Source organism: Parabacteroides sp. KHUB-03, assembly GCF_056640975.1.
Genome location: NZ_CM153257.1, coordinates 3,352,027 through 3,373,432, shown reverse-complemented (window position 1 = coordinate 3,373,432; position 21,406 = coordinate 3,352,027). Strand labels below are relative to the sequence as shown.

General features: G+C 44.5%; 12 protein-coding genes. 8 read left to right on the top strand and 4 right to left on the bottom strand.

Annotation, left to right across the window (positions count from 1 at the left end):
• The first annotated feature begins 24 nt into the window (after positions 1–24).
• The 6 genes from ACYIB7_RS14445 to ACYIB7_RS14420 all read left to right on the top strand — a co-directional run bounded on the left by ACYIB7_RS14445 (position 25) and on the right by ACYIB7_RS14420 (position 9,846).
• Positions 25–1,518, top strand: coding sequence for a RagB/SusD family nutrient uptake outer membrane protein (locus tag ACYIB7_RS14445; protein WP_160034729.1), 1,494 nt, complete (start codon positions 25–27; stop codon positions 1,516–1,518).
• A 20-nt stretch (positions 1,519–1,538) separates the two neighbouring features.
• The gene (locus ACYIB7_RS14440; RefSeq protein WP_480337562.1) at positions 1,539–3,500 is read left to right on the top strand and encodes an alpha/beta hydrolase family protein; all 1,962 of its coding nucleotides are present in this window, start codon (positions 1,539–1,541) and stop codon (positions 3,498–3,500) included.
• An 81-nt stretch (positions 3,501–3,581) separates the two neighbouring features.
• Positions 3,582–6,044, top strand: coding sequence for a zinc-dependent metalloprotease (locus ACYIB7_RS14435; RefSeq protein WP_480337561.1), 2,463 nt, complete (start codon positions 3,582–3,584; stop codon positions 6,042–6,044).
• 237 nt (positions 6,045–6,281) lie between these two features.
• The gene (locus ACYIB7_RS14430; RefSeq protein ID WP_103983953.1) at positions 6,282–6,476 is read left to right on the top strand and encodes a hypothetical protein; all 195 of its coding nucleotides are present in this window, start codon (positions 6,282–6,284) and stop codon (positions 6,474–6,476) included.
• A gap of 111 nt (positions 6,477–6,587) precedes the next feature.
• Positions 6,588–9,107 carry a glutaminase domain-containing protein gene (locus ACYIB7_RS14425; protein WP_480337560.1) on the top strand — a complete coding sequence of 840 codons (2,520 nt, stop codon included), beginning with the start codon at positions 6,588–6,590 and terminating at the stop codon, positions 9,105–9,107.
• 199 nt (positions 9,108–9,306) lie between these two features.
• On the top strand, positions 9,307–9,846 hold the full coding sequence (locus tag ACYIB7_RS14420; protein ID WP_103983951.1) for a 3'-5' exonuclease: 540 nt from the start codon (positions 9,307–9,309) through the stop codon (positions 9,844–9,846).
• Here the strand turns inward: ACYIB7_RS14420 and ACYIB7_RS14415 are convergent.
• The 3 genes from ACYIB7_RS14415 to ACYIB7_RS14405 form a co-directional block, all read right to left on the bottom strand.
• A complete protein-coding gene (locus ACYIB7_RS14415) occupies positions 9,840–11,012 on the bottom strand; it encodes a dicarboxylate/amino acid:cation symporter (RefSeq protein WP_480337558.1) in 1,173 nt (390 codons plus the stop codon). The genes ACYIB7_RS14420 and ACYIB7_RS14415 overlap by 7 nt on opposite strands.
• Complete coding sequence (gene nhaC / locus ACYIB7_RS14410) at positions 10,981–12,453, bottom strand: Na+/H+ antiporter NhaC (RefSeq protein WP_480337556.1); 1,473 nt, start codon at positions 12,451–12,453, stop codon at positions 10,981–10,983. Before nhaC ends, ACYIB7_RS14415 begins: the two co-directional genes overlap by 32 nt.
• 80 nt (positions 12,454–12,533) lie before the next feature.
• Positions 12,534–15,773, bottom strand: a complete 3,240-nt coding sequence (locus ACYIB7_RS14405) for a GH92 family glycosyl hydrolase (RefSeq protein ID WP_480337554.1) — start codon at positions 15,771–15,773, stop codon at positions 12,534–12,536.
• Between the two features lie 98 nt (positions 15,774–15,871).
• On the opposite strand from ACYIB7_RS14405, the gene ACYIB7_RS14400 reads away from it, so the two are divergent.
• Complete coding sequence (locus tag ACYIB7_RS14400; RefSeq protein WP_099464594.1) at positions 15,872–16,567, top strand: SIR2 family NAD-dependent protein deacylase; 696 nt, start codon at positions 15,872–15,874, stop codon at positions 16,565–16,567.
• Between the two features lie 49 nt (positions 16,568–16,616).
• On the opposite strand, the gene ACYIB7_RS14395 is transcribed toward ACYIB7_RS14400, so the two are convergent.
• Complete coding sequence (locus ACYIB7_RS14395; protein ID WP_480337552.1) at positions 16,617–18,092, bottom strand: glycoside hydrolase family 125 protein; 1,476 nt, start codon at positions 18,090–18,092, stop codon at positions 16,617–16,619.
• 259 nt (positions 18,093–18,351) lie between these two features.
• On the opposite strand from ACYIB7_RS14395, the gene ACYIB7_RS14390 reads away from it, so the two are divergent.
• Complete coding sequence (locus ACYIB7_RS14390; protein WP_480337550.1) at positions 18,352–21,057, top strand: S9 family peptidase; 2,706 nt, start codon at positions 18,352–18,354, stop codon at positions 21,055–21,057.
• Positions 21,058–21,406 lie beyond the last annotated feature (349 nt).

The window sequence follows — 21,406 nt, the reverse complement described above, 5'->3', positions numbered from 1 at the left end:
GAACTTTTATAAATAGAGATGAATATGAAAACAAAATATTTATTGCTAAGTCTAGCATTACCGTTCTTTTTTTCCTGTTCAAGCGATGTGCTCGACCAGGTTCCTTCTACTTCCGTATCCGACGACCAGATTTATACGGATGTGGCAGCAGCTAAAACAGCCTTGATGGGAGCTTACTCTCATTTAGGGGAATATCGTTATCATACGTTGGCAATGATGACTTCGGATCTTATGGGTGAAGACCTTACAATGACCAGTGGTGCATATGGTTTTCCTACTTATAACTGGTTGATTTTCTCTTATCAGTATGCACAAACTCCTGTTGACGATCCATGGTGGACTGGCTATTGTGCATATATATGGAGATATGCTTATAAATCAATTGACCAGGCAAATACAATCATTGCAAGCAAAGAGACTATGTTGCCTGAGGGTGGTGAAAAAGAAGACATGATTGCGCAAGCATATGGATTAAGAGGGTATAACTTTTTGTTGCTTACCCAGTTGTTTGCCCGTGCATATACCGATCAACCGGATTCTAAAGGTATCTTATTGCGCCTGAAACCGGGTTCCAGCGACGAAAGTGAAAATGTTGGACGCTCTTCTGTACGTGAAGCTTATGATCAGATTGTATCCGATTTGACTTACTTGTATGAACATAGTACAGGCTCTGATGCCCAGTTTATGAATAAGAAAGGAGCAGCTATGTTGCTTGCCCGCACTTATTTGAATATGGCAGATTATAAAAATGCAGAAAAGTATGCAACATTGGCTACCGGAAGCTATGATGGTTCCAATTTGATGTCTCAGGCAGATTATAAGGCTGGATTTAAGGATCATAACAAAGAATGGTTATGGTTCTTCAACTTCACACCTAATACTTGTAACCTGTATGCCTCTATCCCGTCTTTCTATTGGTATTGTTCTTACTTTGAAGGATATGAATATGGTGCTAAGATTGCTCCGGAAGATGTTGAGAAGAAAGCTTCAGCTGATATGTTGAAAGGATATAGTACAGTTCGTGCAGCTGCTTCTTTCCGGAATATGTTTGATGATACGGATTGCCGTAAATTGTTTCCAGGTTATGTATATGAGGATGACGGTTATTTTGTAAGCAAGTTTGGACATCGTACACGTATTGGTGATGCCGAATATCCTTTCTGCCGTATTGCAGAAGGCTATCTGATTAAGGCAGAAGCAGAACTTCAGATGGGAAATGCTTCTGTAGCTAAAGATGTTTTGAATACATTGCAGGTTGCCCGCGGTGCAAAAACTACCGATGCTACAGTTGATAATATCTGGTATGAAAGACGTAAGGAATTATACGGAGAAGGTTTTGCATTGAATGATATGAAACGTTTGCAGAAACCGTTGAAACGCGTAGGTCCTGATCAATGGGCTGGTGTAAAGGAACTTCCGGCTAATAGCCCTCGTTTCATGTTGCCTATACCAAACACTGAATTGTTCTATAATAAACAACTTACTGATGCAGATCAGAATGAATATTGGAGAAATTAACCATAGATCTCTTGCTTTTTATGAATAAACTATTTGCAACATTAATGCTGGTGGTGGCCGTGACGGCCACCACAGCACAGCAATCATCATCCAACTTGACACTGAAGTTTCAAGATCGTGATGTGAATATTGCTCCTTTCTTTGAAGACTTTCCGTATTCACAGTTTTCATTGAGTGAGGATGGAACAAAATTGTTCTTCTTCAAGACTTCGAATGCAAACAAGCTGCAATGGCTTGATCTTGCGAAAGGACAGGATTTGTCTAAAGCAACAGATGTTGTGGATCTGGACTTTTCTAAGCGTAATTGCTGGGGCCCCCAGTATAATGATAAGGATGGCTGTGTGTATTGGATTGGTGATGAGAATAATGAGGAGATTATTAATATCTATCGTAGCAACCTCCTTTCACCGAATCCTGAAAAGCTGACAGATGTTCCTTATATTTATGCATGGGACTTCAATCCGCAGAAAACAAAAATTGCTTATGTAACCCGTCTAGCTCAAAACGAAAAGCGTTTGGATGAACTTCGCATTCTGGATTTGAAGACTGGAAAGGATGAATTGGTTTGCCAGGATAAGCCGGATTTCCGTTATACATGGGGAGATGTAAGTTGGCAACCTGATGGCAAAGGACTTATGATTCTTGCTTTGAAAGATGCAGATCGTCAGTACGCTAACGTGATTTATGTTGACACTGATACAAAACAGATGACAGTGTTGACAGATCCTACCAAAATGGCTAGTTATGCCGGTACATCGGTAATGCAGGAGTGGATTTCGCCGGATGAATGTTTTTATTTTTCTGATCAGGACGGATATAAAAATCTTTATCGTTTTGACCGTAAAAATATGAGTTCGTCAAAGGTTACTAATTTTACAACGGATATTGAAGATGCACGTTTTGTAACTATAAAGAATGAGAAGTATTTGTTTGTTTTGCAAAGTAATCCGATCGAATCTTCATTGATGCTGATGGATATTAAGACCGGCAAAATGCTTTATAAACAATCCTCCGATTTGTCTTTGTCTATTGGTGCTGTAAAAGGTAATGAAGTAAGTATGCTGGCTAATTCGGCATCGGTGGTCTTCCAGATTGTAAAAGCCGAGGTAGGTAAAAAGAATATGAAACTTGCTGTTTCTTTTGATTTGCCGGAAGATTTGAAAGCTAAATTAGTACATTCTGACGTAGAGCGTTTGTCAATCCCTACATTTGACGTTGATGCTGCTACAGGTAAACAACGTATGTTGCATGCTTATTTGTATAAACCGAAGAATCCGCTGCCTGCAGGCAAAGAAATAATAATGATTGAATCTTTCTATGGCGGAGAGAATCGTTATAATACGGAATATCAAGTTTATAATGCAGCAGGTATTACTGTTTTAAGTCCTTCTCCACGGGGAAGTGCAGGTTTTGGCCGTGATTTTGCTGCTATGAACGATAAGGACCTGGGAGGAAATGAAATTATTGATATCATTTATTGTGCAAAATATATTTCTGATAAACTGAATGTTCCTGCCGAGCGTGTAGGTGTATTTGGAATGAGCCATGGAGGTTATGCAACAATGCGTCTGGTTACATTCCCCGGTGAAGTAAACGGAAATAAAGCACACTTTAAATTCGGTTTCGGTATCGAAACTGCTGGATTCTGTGATATTATTTATCAACATACACACTCTAATATTCCGGACTGGACCTTCCTTGAAGCAGGAGATCCGGTTGCCGATAAAGCAAAGTTGATTGATCGCTCGTCTCTTTATCACGCAGAGAAATTGACCGGCCCTCTACTTCTGTTGCATGGTAACCACGATAATCGTGTGGATATAGAAGGTTCACGTCTGATGGATCGTAAACTGATCCAGCTGGGATTGCCTCACCGTTATGTCGAATTTGAAGGTTTAGGGCACGGAATAAAGGGAGTAGACAATAATCGTAAGTTCTATTACGAATGTTTCCGTTTTCTAGATGAAATAGAGAATAAATAATCGGTCTATTTTAAAAATATGCGAAGGCTGGCTGGTTCATCAGCCAGCCTTTTTGTTACATTTACTGCAAATTAAATAGCCATGAATAAAATACTATTGCTATCCGGTTTGTTGGCTTTTTCCGTAGCTTTACCGGTACAGTCGAAAGACAAAAAAGACAAAGGCGTAAAGCCTGTAGAACAGACAAGTAAAAACGGTATTAAGCCGTATAGTTCAGTGATTACAGCGGATGCAAAAACTATGCAAGGCCTTTTTACTACTCATAAGGTAGGGGCGGATTGGTATTTTGAAATACCTGACAGCATTTTATCCCGTGTAATATTGGCTGTTACGCGTTATACAACTACTCCGGTAGATGGAGGTTTGTATGGCGGTGAGATGGCAAATGAACAAACAGTTTATTGGGAAAAAGCACCGAATAATAAATTGTTACTTCGTTCTTTGGTATTAGATGCTACCGCCGAAGAAAACAGCGATATTAGTAAAGCTGTGGCTGTCAGTTCTGAAAATCCGATTATCGGTATTTTTTCAATTGAAGCCCTGAATAATGGAAGTTCCGTTATCAAGGTAACCGATTTCTTTGCTGGAGACAATCAGGCTGTATCATTACCTGCCCGTACGAAAAAAGAATATAACCTGGGTTCCATACAAGGCGATAAGTCATACATACAGAATATAAAATCATATCCTATCAATACGGAAGTGCGGATGGTAAAGACCTTTGCTTCTTCTGCTCCTGCCGATGGGAAAACAGGTCGCAGGGAAGTCGTTTATCCGGCAGCTAAGATGACAGGAGCAGTTACTATGCAATTGAATACTTCTTTTGTACTTCTTCCTGAAAAACCAATGCAGAAGCGTCTGTTTGATCTTCGTGTCGGGTATTTCACAGACAACTATTCTTATTTTGCAGATGATCAACAGGCCGTAAAAGAAAAGAAGTTTATTTGCCGTTGGCGTTTGGAGCCGAAACCGGAAGATGTGGAAAAGATGAAACGGGGCGAATTGGTGGAGCCTCAGAAACCTATTGTCTTTTATATTGATCCGGCTACACCGAAACAATGGCGTAAGTATTTGATCGATGGTGTAAATGACTGGCAAAAAGCTTTCGAAGAAGCGGGATTTAAGAATGCTATCTTTGGCAAAGAATGGCCGGAAAATGATACCACAATGAGTATGGAAGACGCCCGTTTTTCAGTAATCCGTTATTTGGCATCACCTATACCGAATGCATATGGTCCTCAGGTGCATGATCCGCGTAGTGGAGAAATTATAGAAAGCCATATCGGCTGGTATCATAATGTCATGAAGCTGGTACACGACTGGTATATGATACAGGCCGGATGTAGTGACAAGCGTGCTAATAAAATGCAGTTTGATGAAGAATTAATGGGTGATCTGATTCGTTTTGTTTCTTCACATGAAGTAGGCCATACATTAGGTTTACGCCATAATATGGGAGCAAGCAGTCTTACGCCGGTAGAGAAACTGCGTGACAAAGCCTGGGTGGAAGCAAATGGACATACGGCATCTATTATGGACTATGCCCGTTTTAATTACGTGGCTCAACCAGAGGATAATATAGGGCCAGCAGGATTATATCCACGTATTAATATTTATGATAAATGGGCTATTAAGTGGGGATATATGCCTGTCTTTGAAGCTAAGGATGATGAAGAGGAGCGTTTGATATTGAATAAACTGACTGTTAAAACACTTGCCGATAATCCGCGCTTGTGGTTTGGTAGTGAAGAAATTCGTATTGATCCGCGTAGCCAACGTGAGGATTTGGGCGATAATTCTGTGAAAGCGAGCGAATATGGAATTAAAAACCTGCAACGTATAGTAAAAGCTCTTCCCGAATGGACATACGAAGAAGGAGACCTGAATACAAATCTTCATCGGATGCATAAGGAACTGATCAGCCAATATAAACGTTATCTAGGGCATGTGGCAACAAATATCGGAGGTGTTAACCGTAACTATAAGAGTGTAGAAGAAGCAGGAAAAGTATATCAGCCGGTAGCTAAAGAGACACAGAAAGAGGCGTTGGCATTCTTCGACAAACAATTCTTTACGAAACCGGGTTGGATTATTGACGAACCGTATATGCTACGTATCTATCAATCTCCCGAACAGGAATTGAACAGTTTGATTGACTATGTATTTAACCCTTCTGCCTGCCCATTATTGGATCCGGCAACATTTATTCGTATGGCCGACTTTAATAACAGCTTTCCGGATAGTTATACCCCTGACGAATATATTACGGATTTGCGTACGGTTCTTTTTAAAGAACTGAATAACCGTCAGCCGATCAACGCTTATCGCCGCTATATACAGAATACGTTTGTAAACGGTTTAATGGCAAATATGAACAATAAAGAATATGTAAATACTGATGTTCCGATGTTGATGCGTGATTGTCTGGAAAAGGTTTCCATTCAGATCGGTAAGTCAAGTGGAATGGCTAATGATCCGGCTACCAGCCGTCATCTTAAAAATCTGAAGACACGTATTGACCAAGCTTTGAATCCGAACAAATAAATTTCTTAATAGTATATTTTAAATCATCGGGATGAAATTAAAAAATCATCCCGATGATTTTTTTTAAAGATCGGGACGATTTAAAATATTCCTGCGACTGCTTATCAGCTGATAAATAAAGGATATACTCTTTATAATTTGAAAGGGGGATATGGCGGATGATATCTGGGTTTACGATCCGCAGCAAAAAACGGTAGTGAATATTACCGATAACCCGGCGTAGGATATATTTCCGATGTGACGGGTAAGACCGAACTTTATTTGCAAAATGCCGAAGGTGTCGATCCTGATATCCTGATCGATAATGATCCTGTAAAGGAATGGAACGGTGAAGATCAGCAACTTGATCGGGCTATTGAGGAAATAATGTTGCAGTTGCAAAACCGTAAACCGTTGGCACCTGTTCCGGCACCAAGAGATTTTAGTAAATAAGTTGCTATTTCATAGTTTTACCGGATGTAGGCTCTATTGCAAATGCTAGCCGCATCCGGTAATTTATATTATCTTTGTGCGTTCTCAAATCTAACTTAATACGTGTTTTTAATGAAAAGTAAAATCTATTCTTTAGCCGTTAGCGCTATTCTACTCAGTGCGTGTACTGCGCCTGAAGTAACCGAAACTTATACGCCAGCCGCAGAGAATGCTCTCCGCGCTCCGGCTGTACCTTTGGTTACAATTGATCCATACACAAGCGTATGGTCTTTCTCCGACAACCTGAATGAGGAGAATACCCGCCACTGGACAGGTAAAAATTTCCCTCTTTTAGGAGGCATTCGTGTAGATGGTAAATCTTATCGTTTTATGGGAATGGAAGATTTCCCGGTAAGCCCTGTTATACCGACTGCTGCCGGTGGTGTATGGGAAGGTCTTTATACTGAAAAACAGCCCGCCGGTGATTGGATGGCTGTGGCTTATGAGGCCAAAGGCTGGAAAACAGGTAAAGCCGGATTCGGTTCCGAAGGGAATCCTGACCTGTCTACCCCCTGGACTACAGACGACATTTGGGTACGCCGCACATTTGATCTTCCCGGAGATGTAAGCGGAGAATCATTATATCTGCAATACTCTCACGACGACAATATTGAGGTCTATGTAAATGGTACTTTGGTTGCCGTTACCGGCAATGGCCTGGACTATAATCTGCTGAAAGAGATCCCGGCCGAAGTAGTGAAGGCCCTGAAGCCTACCGGCAATGTGATTGCTGCCCATTGCCATAACAACGGTGGTGGTTCGTATGTGGATCTGGGTATTGTGAAAAAAGAGAAACGTGACAATACGTTTGATGAACGTGCAAAACAAACTTCTGTTTGTGTAATGCCTACCCAGACATTCTATACTTTTGAATGCGGAGGTGTGCAGCTGGATGTTATCTTCACAGCTCCATTCTTAATGGATGACCTGGACTTGATGACTTCTCCATTTAACTATATTACGTATCAGGTTCGTTCTTTGGATGGACAGGAACATGATGTTCAGGTATATCTGGAAGCTACCCCGCAATTGGCAACGAACAGCCTGGATCAGCCCGTTTCTTTCGAGAGGATAGAAAAGGATGGCATGACTTTCCTGAAGACCGGAACCGAAGAACAGCCTCTTCTTGGCAAATCGGGCGACGATGTGCGTATCGACTGGGGTTATCTCTATCTGGCAGCCGAACAGTCTCCACGTGTAACCATGTCTATTGATGAGTATTATGCCTCTAAAGGTGCATTCATGGCAAACGGCAAACTTTCAGGCAGGACAGAGGATGTATCTCCCGATATGCAAAAACAAATGACAGTGCTTGCGTATGCCGATAACTTGGGCAAAGTCTCATCCAATACAGCCAGTGGGCATGTCATGATAGGTTATGACGATATATACTCTATCCAATACTTCGGAGATAACCGCATGGCCTACTGGAAACATGACGGACAGGTGGACATTTTCAAAGCCTTTGCTGATGGTGCTAAGAACTATGCAGACGTAATGAAGCGCTGCAACGAATTCGATGGAAAGATGATGCAGGATGCCGCTGCTGTCGGCGGACAGAAATATGCCGAGCTTTGTGCCCTTGCATACCGCCAGGTCATTGCCGCTCATAAACTGGTGCAGGACGAAGAGGGTAATCTTTTGTTTTTCTCTAAAGAAAACTTCAGTAACGGTTCGATCGGTACGGTGGATATTACCTATCCGTCCGCCCCTATGTTCCTGCTTTATAACCCGGAACTGTTAAAGGGCATGATGAATCCTATCCTTTATTACAGCGAAAGCGGAAAATGGACGAAGCCGTTCGCTGCCCATGATGTGGGTACCTATCCCTTGGCTAACGGCCAGACCTATGGTGGAGACATGCCGGTGGAAGAAAGCGGCAATATGCTTATCCTTATGGCAGCTATCGCCCAGATGGAAGGAAATGCCGATTATGCGGCCAAACATTGGGATGTGCTGACTGTATGGACCGACTATCTGCTGAAAGAGGGGCTCGATCCTGCTAATCAGCTTTGTACCGACGACTTTGCCGGGCACTTTGCTCACAACACCAATCTTTCGATCAAGGCGATCATGGGTATTGCCAGTTACGGAAAATTGGCTGCCATGCAGGGTAAAGACGATGTAGCTGCCCGCTATACCGAAGCTGCCCGTGAAATGGCTGCGAAATGGGTTGCAATGGCTGCCGATGGCGACCACTACCGCCTTACTTTCGACAAGCCCGGAACCTGGAGCCAGAAATATAATATGATATGGGATCGCTTGCTGGGTTTCAATATCTTCCCGGCCGAAGTGGCTGCTACCGAGATGGCTTACTATAAGACTCACCAGAACAAGTATGGCTTGCCGCTGGATAACCGGGCAGATTATACCAAGTCCGACTGGATTATGTGGAGTGCTTGCTTGACCGATACGCCGGCCGACTTTACCGCTCTTGTGGAACCGATATGGTTGTATGCTAACGAAACAACTTCACGCGTTCCGTTGAGCGACTGGCACTTTACGAGCAACGGCTCCCAGCGCGGCTTCCAGGCGCGCTCCGTAGTGGGAGGCTACTTCATGCGCCTGCTACACGACAAAGCCAAGCGGTAACGCATAGCCCTCGTTGCGTTCGTTATCCCTGCTCACCCCTAGGTAGGGAGAAAGATGCTCCCTACCTAGGGGGATAACTTCTCCCTACTTAGGGTGATACTTTCTCCCTACCTGGGGAGATTAGCGAATATCGTCCGGAGTGAGGCAGGCGAAAGGAGACTGTGAATTATTTCATACCTTTGCATCAAACTAAAATGAGATGGAACGTTTTGCTGCTATAGACTTTGAAACTGCCAACGGCAAGAGAAGCAGTGTGTGCAGTGTAGGTATTGCCATTGTAGAAGGCGATACGGTTGTAGATAGTATTTATACCTTGATACGTCCTGTCCCTAATTATTATTCCCCTTGGACAACAGCTATTCATGGCATTACTGCTGAGGATACGAATGATGCTCCTGACTTTGAAGAAGTATGGGCCAGGATTGCTCCCAGGATTCAGGATATACCTTTAGTGGCGCATAACAGTCCTTTCGACGAAGGTTGCCTGAAAGCTGTTCATCAGGTTTATGGTCTGGCTTATCCGCACTATGACTTTTACTGCACGTGCCGTTTATCGCGGAAACTATATCCATACCTTTGCAATCATCAACTGCAAACCGTAGCCGCCCATTGCGGATATGATCTTACCTATCACCATCATGCTATGGCCGATGCTTATGCATGTGCCCATATAGCCAATACAATGATGCGTGAGCGCGGGGTGGAATCTTTGCAAGAGCTGGTACGGATTATCTATTGAGCTTGTTTACCTGCAATTTTATCTATGATGACGGCTATGGAACCGTCGCCCGTAACGTTGCATGCCGTACCAAAGCTATCCATTGCTATATATAGTGCTATCATTAATGCCTGCAATGTCTCATTAAATCCTAACATGCTTTGAAGTAATCCCAGTGCAGCCATGATGGCTCCGCCGGGAACTCCCGGCGCTGCTACCATTGTGATACCTAACATCATGATGAAGCCGCCGAACTGGGCAAAAGTAACAGGCTCTCCTGCCATAATCATGATAGCCATGGCACATGCCGTTATCTTCATTGTACTGCCGGCCAGATGGATCGTGGCACATAAAGGAACTACAAATATGGCGATGTTTTCGCGTACCCCGTTTTTAACAACCTGGGCTAATGTAACAGGGATTGTTGCCGCCGAAGACTGTGTACCCAAAGCTGTAGCATATGCAGGCAGCATATTCTTTAATAAACGTAGCGGGTTTTTACGGCTGACGCTGCCGGCTATTGTAAATTGGATCAGCAGTAAAAGCACATGCAGTACGAAGATTACGACAATTACTTTCAGGAACATTGCAATTACGCTCATTACCTGTCCGCTTACCGTCATATTCAGGAAAATGCCGAAGATATGCAAAGGCAGCAAAGGGATAATGACAGCCTCTATCAGCATCGTGATAACTTCTTTGAAGTCAACGAACGTATCCCGTAGGGTGGTTCCTTTTATGTTGGAGATTCCAAGCCCTACGGTAAACGAAAGCAATAAGGCTGTCATTACGTCCATTAACGGAGGCATGGCTACTGCGAAATAAGGTTTGAGCATGAAGCTCTCAGGGTTTTCCATAGCGGTCAGTTCCGTATTGGCAGGCAGGATGTGGGGGAAGATTGCCGAACCGCTGAAATAGGTGAAGAAACCGGAAAAGATGGTTGATCCGTAAGCTATCAATGCTGTTATTGCCAGAAGTTTGCCGGCTCCTTTGCCCAGTTCTCCGATAGCCGGTGTTACCAGCCCCACAATAATGAGCGGAATGGAGAAGGAAAGGAAGTTCCCGAACAGAGAATTAAAGGTGACAAAGATTCGTGCTATACCCGACGGCAGGAATTGTCCGAACAATACGCCGGCGGCTATGGCAATAATGACTTTAGTCAGCAGTGTGATTTTTATCTTCTTCATGGTCGCGTACTTGTTTTATTTTGAAGCCTATGGCGGCAACGGTTATACTCATCAACGGACTGATCAGGTTGAAAAAACAGTAAGGCAGGTAGGTAAGCGTGGCTACTCCCAGAATGGTAGCTTGCGTCATGCCGCATGTGTTCCAGGGAATCAGTACGGAAGTGACCGTTACCGAGTCTTCTGTCGTGCGGCTAAGCAGACGGCTTTCATAGCCTTTTCGTTTGTATATATCTTTAAACATATTACCTGTCAGGATAATGGATATGTATTGGTCTGCCGTACATATATTCAGAAATAAACCGGACATCACGGTAGAAGCTACCATGCCCGCCCTGCGTTTCATAAAGCGCAGGAATACGGAAGTTATACTTTCCAGCATTCCGCTGGCTGTCATGGCACCGCCGAAACACATGGCACAGATAATAAGCCAGATCGTGTTCATCATACCTGCCATTCCCCGGGTAGCTACCAGGTTGTTCAGTGCCTCGTTGTGTGTCTCTATCTGGGTGCTTCCGTAAAATGTCATGAATAAACCTTTGAAAGAAGCTTGTACTCCTTCTGCCGGAAGCCCTGAAATCTCTTGTAGCAGATGGGGCTGAAAAAAAAGAGCGAATACACCAGCCAATGCCGATGATACGAATAAAGTAATTAACGACGGTACTTTGCGGGCAATCAGAATACCGGTTATTACAGGTACAATGAGCAGCCAGAGTGAAATGTTGAAGGTGCTTTTTAGTGATTCCGAGAAGGCGGCTATTTGTTCGTTGCCTGCGTTATCCTGTGTAAATCCCGCAATTGTAAAGATGGTTAAGGTAATCAGCATGGAGGGTACCGTTGTGAACATCATATAACGGATGTGCGTGAATAACGGGGTGTGCGTTACGGATGAAGCCAGAACTGTCGTGTCGGAAAGGGGGGAGATCTTGTCACCGAAATAAGCTCCCGATATGATAGCCCCGGCAATCCATCCGGTAGAAAAACCTTGTGCTTCCCCAATGCCCATCAGTGCAATACCAATGGTTGCGATAGTTGTCCACGAACTGCCTGTCATAACCGATACGATAGAACAGATAATGCAACAAGATGCCAGAAAGAAACTGGGATGCAGTATCTGCATTCCGTAATAAATCAGTGTGGGTACAACCCCGCTTATCATCCAGCTGCCCGATAAAGCCCCTATCAATAGCAGGATAATGAGTGCAACCGACACACCTAATATGTTATTGCAGATAGCTTGTTCGATGTCTTTCCATTTCGTTTTGCAGACTACGATAGCCAGGAGGGAACATATCGCCGTTGTTGTGAGTAATACAATCTGGCTGCCGCCATTTAATGCATCACTTCCGAATGTACGGATTGTAAAGAAAAGGAGGACAATCAGTACAATGATCGGGACGATGGATAGTAAGGGTGCCGGTAGTCTTTGCGGACGATTTTCCATTTATTTCTGTCTTATACGCTGTTATGATATAGGTTGCAAATATAGCGAAAAGATGTCTCTCTTAAAAAATATATCTGCGTTCATCTGTACCCGTCTGCGTTATCTGCGTTTCTTGATCCCACAAACACATTATAGCCTGCCTCGTATAGGCCGGCTACCTCTTCATCCGACAGAGCAGCTCCGTATATCCGGCTTGAACCGAATTTCATGTGGGAGAAGCGACTGTAAGGCATCTCGGCATTACGTCCCAGATTCCAGGGTAATTCTGTCTCCGCCAGCTCTCCCTCGACCTGTATCTCCTGTATCAATTGCCCGTCTATGTATAGTTTAATGCTGGAACCGGTACATACTCCTGCGATATGATGCCAACGGGTGTACCAATCTTCCGGTACATTGACCTGGCACTCGCCCCGTCCCCAGCCTCCGGCGAAGAATGCCAGCCGGCGGGCACCCTCCATCTTGAACAGGCTGTAATCTCCTTTTGTAAAGAAATCGGCATCACCCCTGGGTGGCTCTTGCGGATAGATCCAGGTGGCTATTGTCAGTTGATTATTGTAGACAGATTGCAGGCTCTCGGAGAGTGGGAATACGACATAGGCTTGTTCTCCGGTTTGTATGGTCCCTTGTCCGCCTTGTTTGCCCCACTGAAGGCTACCGTGCAATTCACCATGGTTGCCAAAGCCGGACTGGTCATATACAAACAGGTCGTCTTTGTGGTTGTAATCGAGATGCAGCAAACAGGCAGACGTACTTTGTGAATAGGCTTTTACCCGTTTATGGCAACCTAAGACATCTACGTCCAGAAAGCCTTCGCGGCAGGCGGTATATGGCATGCTTATTGTCTGTTGCTCTCCCGGTGCCAGGGAAACTTTTAGGGTGGCAACTGCCTTTCCGTTTACTAAGACAGGAACTTTTCTTTTATGCGGTTTGCCGGATATGTTCTTGCAAACTATTTGCCAGCTCACCTTCTCGTTTACGGGTAGCAAGGGAGAGCCAATGATCCGGGTGCAGATAAAAGGTTGTGTACGATCTGCCGAATCTTTTACCACTATGGTATAGGTGTAGTCTCCCAGGTTAATCTTGTGTTTTCCTTCTTTATAGAGTGTGAATGAGAGTGTATCTGCCAGGGTATGCCCTTGTTGTACCATTACCCGCCTGGTGGCTATCTGTGCTGTGTCATCATACAAACAGGCTGCGAAGGAACCTTGAACGCCTTTGTTGGTGACGTGGAAGACAATATGATTGGACTGGTTGGGAGACATTGTACTTTGAGCCGGAATAGTGGCCGTTATCTTAAAATCCGGCTTCTCCTTTGTTTCGGAGAATGGCCTTTTGTAAGAAGAAAAATCGGTTATAGGGCTGCCGTAGTCAAATGCTAACCTTCCTCCGTTTGCAATAGCATGGTGATCGATGTACATACTATTGTGCATTTTTCCATTGAATAGTATGGTAGGGTAGGAGGTTGCAGCTTGTTGTGGCTCGTCTTCGGTGTCGATTGTGAGGGTCTTGCCATTGTGCAGACGGATTTCTATGTGGTCGAATAACGGAGGTGTCAGTATATATTCGCCAGTCCCCGGACAGGCAGGAAATAGTCCGAGGGCGCTGAATACGAACCAGCTGGAGGTAGACCCTAAGTCGTCATTTCCCGGAATGCCGCCCGGACGCGAGGAGTAATCTTCATTAAGGATTCTGTTTACTATCCGGTGCGTAATATCCGGCCTGCCCGCCCAGCAGAAGAGGTATGGATAATGGAAAACGGGTTCGTTATCGTGTATGATTTTACCTTCGCTATACCCTTTCTGTAAATGGTTTACAAAATCATTGGTGCCGCCGGATAAGTTGATTAAATCTTGTATATTATGCGGGACGAAACAGGAGGCTGTCCACCGGTTGCTTTCCTGATATCCCAGTTCTCCGGAATTACGGACAAAACCGTTTTCATCCTTTGGCAACATGAACAATGTTTGCCCGTCAAACAGATTCCGGTAATTAAACGAACGGCGTATCAGCTTCTCCGCATCTGCTTTCCGTCCTGTTAATCGGGCAAAGTGGCCTAAAGCCCAGTCGTCGTAGGCAAATTCTGTTGTGATACTGACCGATTTTTCTTTGGAAGCTCCGATATAGCCCTTCTGCAGGTATTCGCTCAGAGAGTTCTGTAGATCTCTTTCGCCGTAGCAGGATAGCATGGCCTGGTATAATTCTTCCGCATTTTCGTCTACCGCCTCTTTTACGTAGGCATCTACAAGAACCGGTATCATGTGCATGCCGGTCATGGGGCCTTTTGGAAGAAAGCCTTTGGCACGGTATTCGTTCATGGCAGACCGTATCATGTCTTTCTGGCGGTCCGGTTTCAACAAGGAGAGGAGGGGATGCAGAGAGCGGAATGTGTCCCAGGCTGAGAACTCGGCGTATGTGTTGCCTGTTTGTGTTTGTACATCCGAGACGATCCAGGGCATCAGGAAGGAATGATAAAGTGCTGTGTAAAACTTTTCTTTGTTATCCTTGTCATCCGATTCGATCCGGACGCAGCTTAGTTCTTCATCCCACAGGTTGTAGGCAGACTGCCGTACGGCTTCAAAATCCCAGCCGGGTATTTCGGCATCCATGTTTTTGAGACTGCCTTCAAAGTTACGGATGGAGGTGCCGAGTTTTATCTGTAGCCCGTCTTTTGTCTGCGCTTTATCGAAATACAGGTAGGCTGTGTCGTTACGCAATGTACATTTTTTCCAGGGATGGTTGAACCGGAATACGGTATGAAAGAAATCCGCATTTATCGTGTTTTGATTACCGACAGATAAGTTTCCTGCATTACAGATAACCAGCGTTGTCTGTTCTTTGTCCGAGTGGTAGCGGAATAATCCGGTGCGGACTAAGGCTGTAGTTTCTACCTGGTCTCCGCTTTGAAAGTGCACGTTATAATATCCCGGCGCAGCTTGTTCTTGTGTGTGGCAGAAAGCACGTCCGTCGTATTCCTGGGATAGTTCCGAAATATGATCGGGTATGAATAAGAGATGGACCCTCCCGGCCGAACCGTTCGGGTAACCGCTCCGATGGGTTACGCACGAGAAGGAACGTATTTTGTCGTCACTATAATAATATCCTCTTTCCGAGGGACGGATGCTGGTCTCAGGCGTAAGTTGCACGCGTCCCCAGGGGGCAACGGCTCCGGGGTAAGTTCCTCCGTAGTTTCCCCACAGCGAAAGGGCGTGGCTCCGGGCTGTTCCGATAAACGGATTCACGAGAGATGCGTTTTGACTGTGTACGTGCAATTGAACTAGTATAAAGACAAGCAGTGACAGGGAGAATATGTTCTTTTTCATAACCGTATAGTGTGTTGAGGGAATAAAGTTAATACAAATCTCTTTGGTTCTGCCCAAAACTTATGCCTATATTTGTTGGTAGTCAAAATAATCAGGATATGAAAAAGAAGTTAGTTGTATTGACAGGCGCCGGTATGAGTGCCGAAAGTGGAATCTCTACCTTTCGCGATTCGGACGGGCTATGGGAAAAATATCGTGTGGAAGACGTCGCAACTCCCGAAGGATTTGCGGCAAATCCGGGCTTAGTCCTCGATTTCTATAACCAGCGGCGCAGGGAACTACTGAATACCAAACCGAATGCAGGACACATCGGTTTGGCCGAACTGGAAAAGGATTTTGATGTGTGCATCATCACCCAGAATATAGACAACCTGCACGAGCGTGCCGGAAGCTCTTCTGTAATTCATCTGCATGGCGAGCTGATGAAATCGTGTCCGGTGGGCGACATGGGCACTACTTACGATATTTCGCCGGACAATCCCGATTTGCATGTGGGAGATAAAGATAAGAATGGCCGCCAGCTACGTCCTTTTGTTGTTTGGTTTGGTGAAGCTGTCCCGATGATCGAACCGGCTATCCGGGAGGTTGAGGCTTCGGATATAGTGGTCGTTATCGGTACATCTTTAAACGTATATCCGGCTGCAGGCTTATTGAACTACGTGCGCAAAGGTCAGCCTATCTTCCTGGTCGATCCGAAAGATGTGAATACATATCGTAACGACATACAGCATATCCAGACAGGAGCTTCGGAGGGGGTAATGAAGTTGAAAGAGATTCTGTTGGCAGGCAGGTAGGTTTGTGAAATAGCGGGCCGTGAGCCCGCTATAATGGAGTGCCACCGTTTTATCCCAGATTATTCAGGATATCTACTTTGCCTTCGTTTACGAGGCGGTAAATCATTTCGCCAAACAGGGTGTTTACCCACGCAAACCATGAGCGGGTGAATTTGCTTGGATCGTCTTTATAGAATGATTCGTGCATAAAGCCTGTATTGGCATCGGTGTCGCGAAGCATCTTAACGCACTTGCGTATTTCTTCGGCGTCTTTTGTTGTGTTGCAACGCATAATGATACTCATCGGCCAGATGTAACCGAATCCGATGTGCGGGCCGCCTATTCCTTCGCCGGCTGTGCCTTTAAAGAAATACGGGTTGTATTCGCTCAATACGAACTTGCGGGTGTTCTGGTAGATGGGGTCGTTTGCGTCTACACAGCCCAGATAAGGTAGAGCTAACAGGCTGGGCACGTTGGCGTCGTCCATAAATACGTGGTTGTAGAAGCCGTCTACTTCAAATGCGTATATTTTACCGAACTTCGGATGGTTGATGATACCGTATTCTTTTACGGCTGCGTCTACTTCTTTGGCAAGGGCTTCGCACTGAGCGGCAAATGCGTTGTTGCCTTTTATTGTGCGCATCATCTCGGCCAACTGGCGAAGTGAAGTGATGGCAAACAGGTTGGACGGGATAAGGAAACCAAACAGAGTGGCATCGTCTGAAGGGCGGAAAGAAGAAACGATCAGTCCCACCGGACGAACGGGGCTTCCCCAGCCGTCATTAAGCAGGGTGTCTCCCTGACGGTCTGTTACGCGTGTGAACTTGTACGGACCCAGATTGTCTTTGCGTTGTTGTTCGATGAATGTTTTGTATACGGATTGCATGGCCTTTTCCCAATCGGCGTCGAAGGGTGAGGTATCGCCCGTTTTCTTCCAGTAATGATAAGCCAGACGGATGGGATAGCAAAGCGAATCGATTTCCCATTTGCGTTCGTGAAGTTCTTTCTTCATTTCGGTGTTGTCGCTTTCCCATTCGCTGCCTGTCGGGCCTTCGTTGAAGCCGTTGGCGTAGGGGTCTTTCAGTATGCACCAAGTCTGGCGGTTGATAACACCGGCAAGCATGGTTTTCACCTTCGGATCTTCGTTGGCAAACTGGATATGAGGGAATACCTGTGCCGACGAATCGCGCAGCCACATAGCGTGGATGTCTCCGGTAAGGACGAAGGTGTCCGGCTTGCCGTTAATCATCTTGTGTTCGCAAGTGGTGTCAAGTGTGTTGGGGAAACAGTTTTCGAACATCCAGGCCAGTTTTTCGTCTTTTAGTTTGGCTTTTGTCGTCTTGATAGCTTTTTCTACTGCTTCGGAGGTGAATTGGCGTTTCTCCGGTGCCGGACGCTGGCAAACATACTGCAAAGCGGCTGCTGTGCCGGGCATGCTGTCGTACTTGCCTGCTGCTTCGGCCATGCTGGTAATCGATTTCTCTCCAACCATTAGGCCGGCCAGTGCAAGGCCACCGTTTCTAAGGAAGTTTCTGCGAGTTGTCATTTTTGTAATGTGTTTAATAAGTAATTATTTAATGTTTCCAATTACCGAATAAAGTTCGATCATGCAGGGTGGTTAGCCCGCGTAAAAGTACAACATAAAACTAAGGAGTGGCAGAATAAGAGCTATTTTTTTGTACTATCCACCCCTTGCTTCAGTTTTGTAGAGTAATGAAACAAATCAAATGCTAGGGGAAGAATTAGCTAAATAAGAGAAAAACGCGTAATATTGCATTTACATTAATAATATAAATGCCGCGTATATGAAATATCTGAAAAAACTGCTGTGGCTTGCCTGTTTGGGTATTACTTATCCTGCTGTTGCACAAGAGGCAGGCAAAGCCATGACTTTCGAAAATCTGGTTGAATGGAACCGTATTTCTTCTAAAAGTATTTCCAATGATGGAAATTGGGTAACTTGTCAAATGGAGCCTTGGGTTGGGGATGCTACCGTTAAGTTATATGATGTAAAAGGAAAAGAGGTAGCTTCTTTTTGCCCGGCTGATAAAGCTGTTTTTTCTTCTTCTTCCCGTTACTTACTTGCTGTAAGTAAACCAACGGTGAAGGAAACAGACTCTTTAAGGTTGAAAAAGACGAAGGAAGATGATATGCCTATGGATAAATTGATTATTTATCATTTATCCGGGAAACAGGAGACGATTGACTCTCTGAAAAACTACAAATTAGCGGAATCTGCCGATTGGATAGCTTATCAACGTGGCCGGAAAGATTCTACATTGTATATCCGTTCCCTGGATGGAAGCAAAACATTTCAATTTCCGTCTGTAACAGAATATAAGTTTGCGAAAAAAAGTGCTATGCTCTTCTACATTTCTATTGAAGATAAAGAGTTGCAGCCTGGTTTATTTACATTGAATCCGGATAAGGGAACACCTGTCTTGATCAAGGAGGGAAAAGGTGTGTTTAAACAGACAACTTTCGATGAACAAGGTAACCGTATAGCTTTTCTTTATTGTGCTGATAAAGATTCGGTATATAAAGCACTCGATTTATGGTTGTCCGAGAATAATGTGCCGGCTAAATTACTGGCCGGACGGGGCAATAAAGCTTTCCCAACCGGTTGGGTAGTGAATGAAAATGGAGAGTTGCAGTTCTCAAAGAATGCAGCCCGTCTTTTCTTTGGTACTTCACCTGAGCCGAAGCAAAAAGATACGACTATTCTGGCCGCCAATCGTCCGGAAGTACAGGTATGGAGCTGGAATGAACCAGTTCAGTATACTGTACAAAATTATAATAAGGAAAAGGAACTGAAACGAAGTTATCGTGCAGTCTATAATTTAAGTGATGGCTCTCTGTTTCAACTGGCCGATAAGGAATTACCTGATATTAAGTTAGGTGATGAAGGTAATTCATCTGTTGCTTTGCTCTCTACTTCGCGTCCTTATTCTCTTTCTTCTATGTGGGAAGGACGTACTCGCAGTGATTATTATACCGTGTCGTTGGATAATGGAGAGAGAAAACCGTTGCTAACGGCCGATTACGGTGATTTGGATATTTCTCCGGCAGGCAAATATGCTTATTGGTATGCTGAAACGGATAGCAGTTGGTATACTGTTGCTTTGGCAAGCGGCACGAAGTATCGTCTTTCTACTCCGCAAACTTTTCCTGCCTGGGACGAAGAAAATGACGTTCCTGATTATCCCAGTTCTTATGGCTCGGCGGGATGGACAACGGATGACAAATATTTACTGGTATATGACCGTTATGATCTTTGGCGTTTTGATCCGATAGGAGAGGCTGCGCCAGTGAACCTTACAGTGGACGGAAGAAAGAAAGATATATCTTATAATTGGATACGCCTGGATAAGGAAACACGTGCTATTAACCTGAACGAACCTCAGCTATTAATAGGCTTCAACCGGACAACGAAAGGGTATGGTTATTATCAGGCAAAGTTGTCTTCTCCGGGAGCTCCTAAAACATTGCTTGCAGGCAACTTCATGCTGAGTGTTCCTTTAAAGGCCAAGAATACGGATGCCGTTATTTATACATCTGAGACGTTTGAACAATATCCGGATATTCGTCTTTCTGATCTGAATTTTAAACAATCCATTCAGTTGACTCATGGTAACCGGCAGCAGGAAGACTTCCTTTGGGGAACAACAGAAATGGTTTCCTGGATTTCTTTGGATGGCCGTCCGTTGGAGGGCGTGGTGTATAAGCCGGCCAATTTTGATCCGAAGAAGAAATATCCGATGATTGTCAATTTCTACGAACGGAACGCCGACACATATTATAGCTACCACATGCCTGAACCCGGACGCTCTACTGTGGATTATCATTTATACAACAGTCATGAATATATTATTTTTAATCCGGATGTACGTTATGTAGACGGCTACCCCGGACAGAGTTGTTATAATTGTGTTATGCCGGGTGTAACCATGATGATTTCTAAAGGCTATATTGATGAAAAAGCGATTGCTGCACAAGGCCATAGCTGGGGCGGTTATCAGGTGGCTTATCTGGCAACACGCACCAATCTGTTTGCAGCTATCGAGTCTGGAGCACCTGTCGTAAATATGTTTAGCGCGTATGGCGGTATTCGTTGGGGATCAGGTTTGAACCGTTCATTCCAGTATGAGCATACGCAGAGCCGTATTGGTGGAACTCCCTGGAGTGCACCATTGCAATATCTTGAAAATTCACCCCTTTTCCATATGAATAAGGTGCAAACGCCAATCCTTATCATGCATAATGATGCAGATGGACATGTGCCCTGGTATCAGGGAATAGAATATTTTATTGCTTTGAAACGTTTACATAAACCGGCTTGGTTGCTTAACTATCCGGGAAGTCCTCATTGGCCGGAACCAATGGCAGATCGTGTAGACTTTCAGAAGCGCATGTTCCAGTTCTTCGATCATTATTTGAAGAAGAGCCCGATGCCTAAATGGATGTCGGAAGGTGTACAGGCAACGGAGCAGCCTTTTGAATTAGGATATTAGCTTTTAGGGGTTGCCCTTTTGGAGTGTAAGATTTCAGGTTCATCCGACAGATGTATGATATGTTGTTGGATGAACCTTCTTTGTTTGATAGTATGAAACCTGGACAGGATTTTAACTGCTTATGTTCAGCTTGTTAGAGATACATCCTTTTTATGCTTCATTTCTTTCCTTACGAAACGTTATATGGTGATTTGGGTGAGGCTTTATCCGTACCAAACAAGATTGCTTTGAGGAGTGAATAGTGATATTTTTATATCATCGGGATCATTTTGTAAAATCATCCCGATGATTTTTAGAAAAGATCGGGATCAATACTGTTCCTTCTGTAGCGGCCATATCACGGGCGCAT

What these genes read in the sequence shown, in the direction of transcription:
- ACYIB7_RS14445 (WP_160034729.1), top strand. Translation starts at nt 25, where the DNA reads ATGAAAACAAAATATTTATTGCTAAGTCTAGCATTACCGTTCTTTTTT.
- ACYIB7_RS14440 (WP_480337562.1), top strand. Translation starts at nt 1,539, where the DNA reads ATGAATAAACTATTTGCAACATTAATGCTGGTGGTGGCCGTGACGGCC.
- ACYIB7_RS14435 (WP_480337561.1), top strand. Translation starts at nt 3,582, where the DNA reads ATGAATAAAATACTATTGCTATCCGGTTTGTTGGCTTTTTCCGTAGCT.
- ACYIB7_RS14425 (WP_480337560.1), top strand. Translation starts at nt 6,588, where the DNA reads ATGAAAAGTAAAATCTATTCTTTAGCCGTTAGCGCTATTCTACTCAGT.
- ACYIB7_RS14420 (WP_103983951.1), top strand. Translation starts at nt 9,307, where the DNA reads ATGGAACGTTTTGCTGCTATAGACTTTGAAACTGCCAACGGCAAGAGA.
- ACYIB7_RS14415 (WP_480337558.1), bottom strand. Translation starts at nt 11,012, where the DNA reads ATGAAGAAGATAAAAATCACACTGCTGACTAAAGTCATTATTGCCATA.
- nhaC (WP_480337556.1), bottom strand. Translation starts at nt 12,453, where the DNA reads ATGGAAAATCGTCCGCAAAGACTACCGGCACCCTTACTATCCATCGTC.
- ACYIB7_RS14405 (WP_480337554.1), bottom strand. Translation starts at nt 15,773, where the DNA reads ATGAAAAAGAACATATTCTCCCTGTCACTGCTTGTCTTTATACTAGTT.
- ACYIB7_RS14400 (WP_099464594.1), top strand. Translation starts at nt 15,872, where the DNA reads ATGAAAAAGAAGTTAGTTGTATTGACAGGCGCCGGTATGAGTGCCGAA.
- ACYIB7_RS14395 (WP_480337552.1), bottom strand. Translation starts at nt 18,092, where the DNA reads ATGACAACTCGCAGAAACTTCCTTAGAAACGGTGGCCTTGCACTGGCC.
- ACYIB7_RS14390 (WP_480337550.1), top strand. Translation starts at nt 18,352, where the DNA reads ATGAAATATCTGAAAAAACTGCTGTGGCTTGCCTGTTTGGGTATTACT.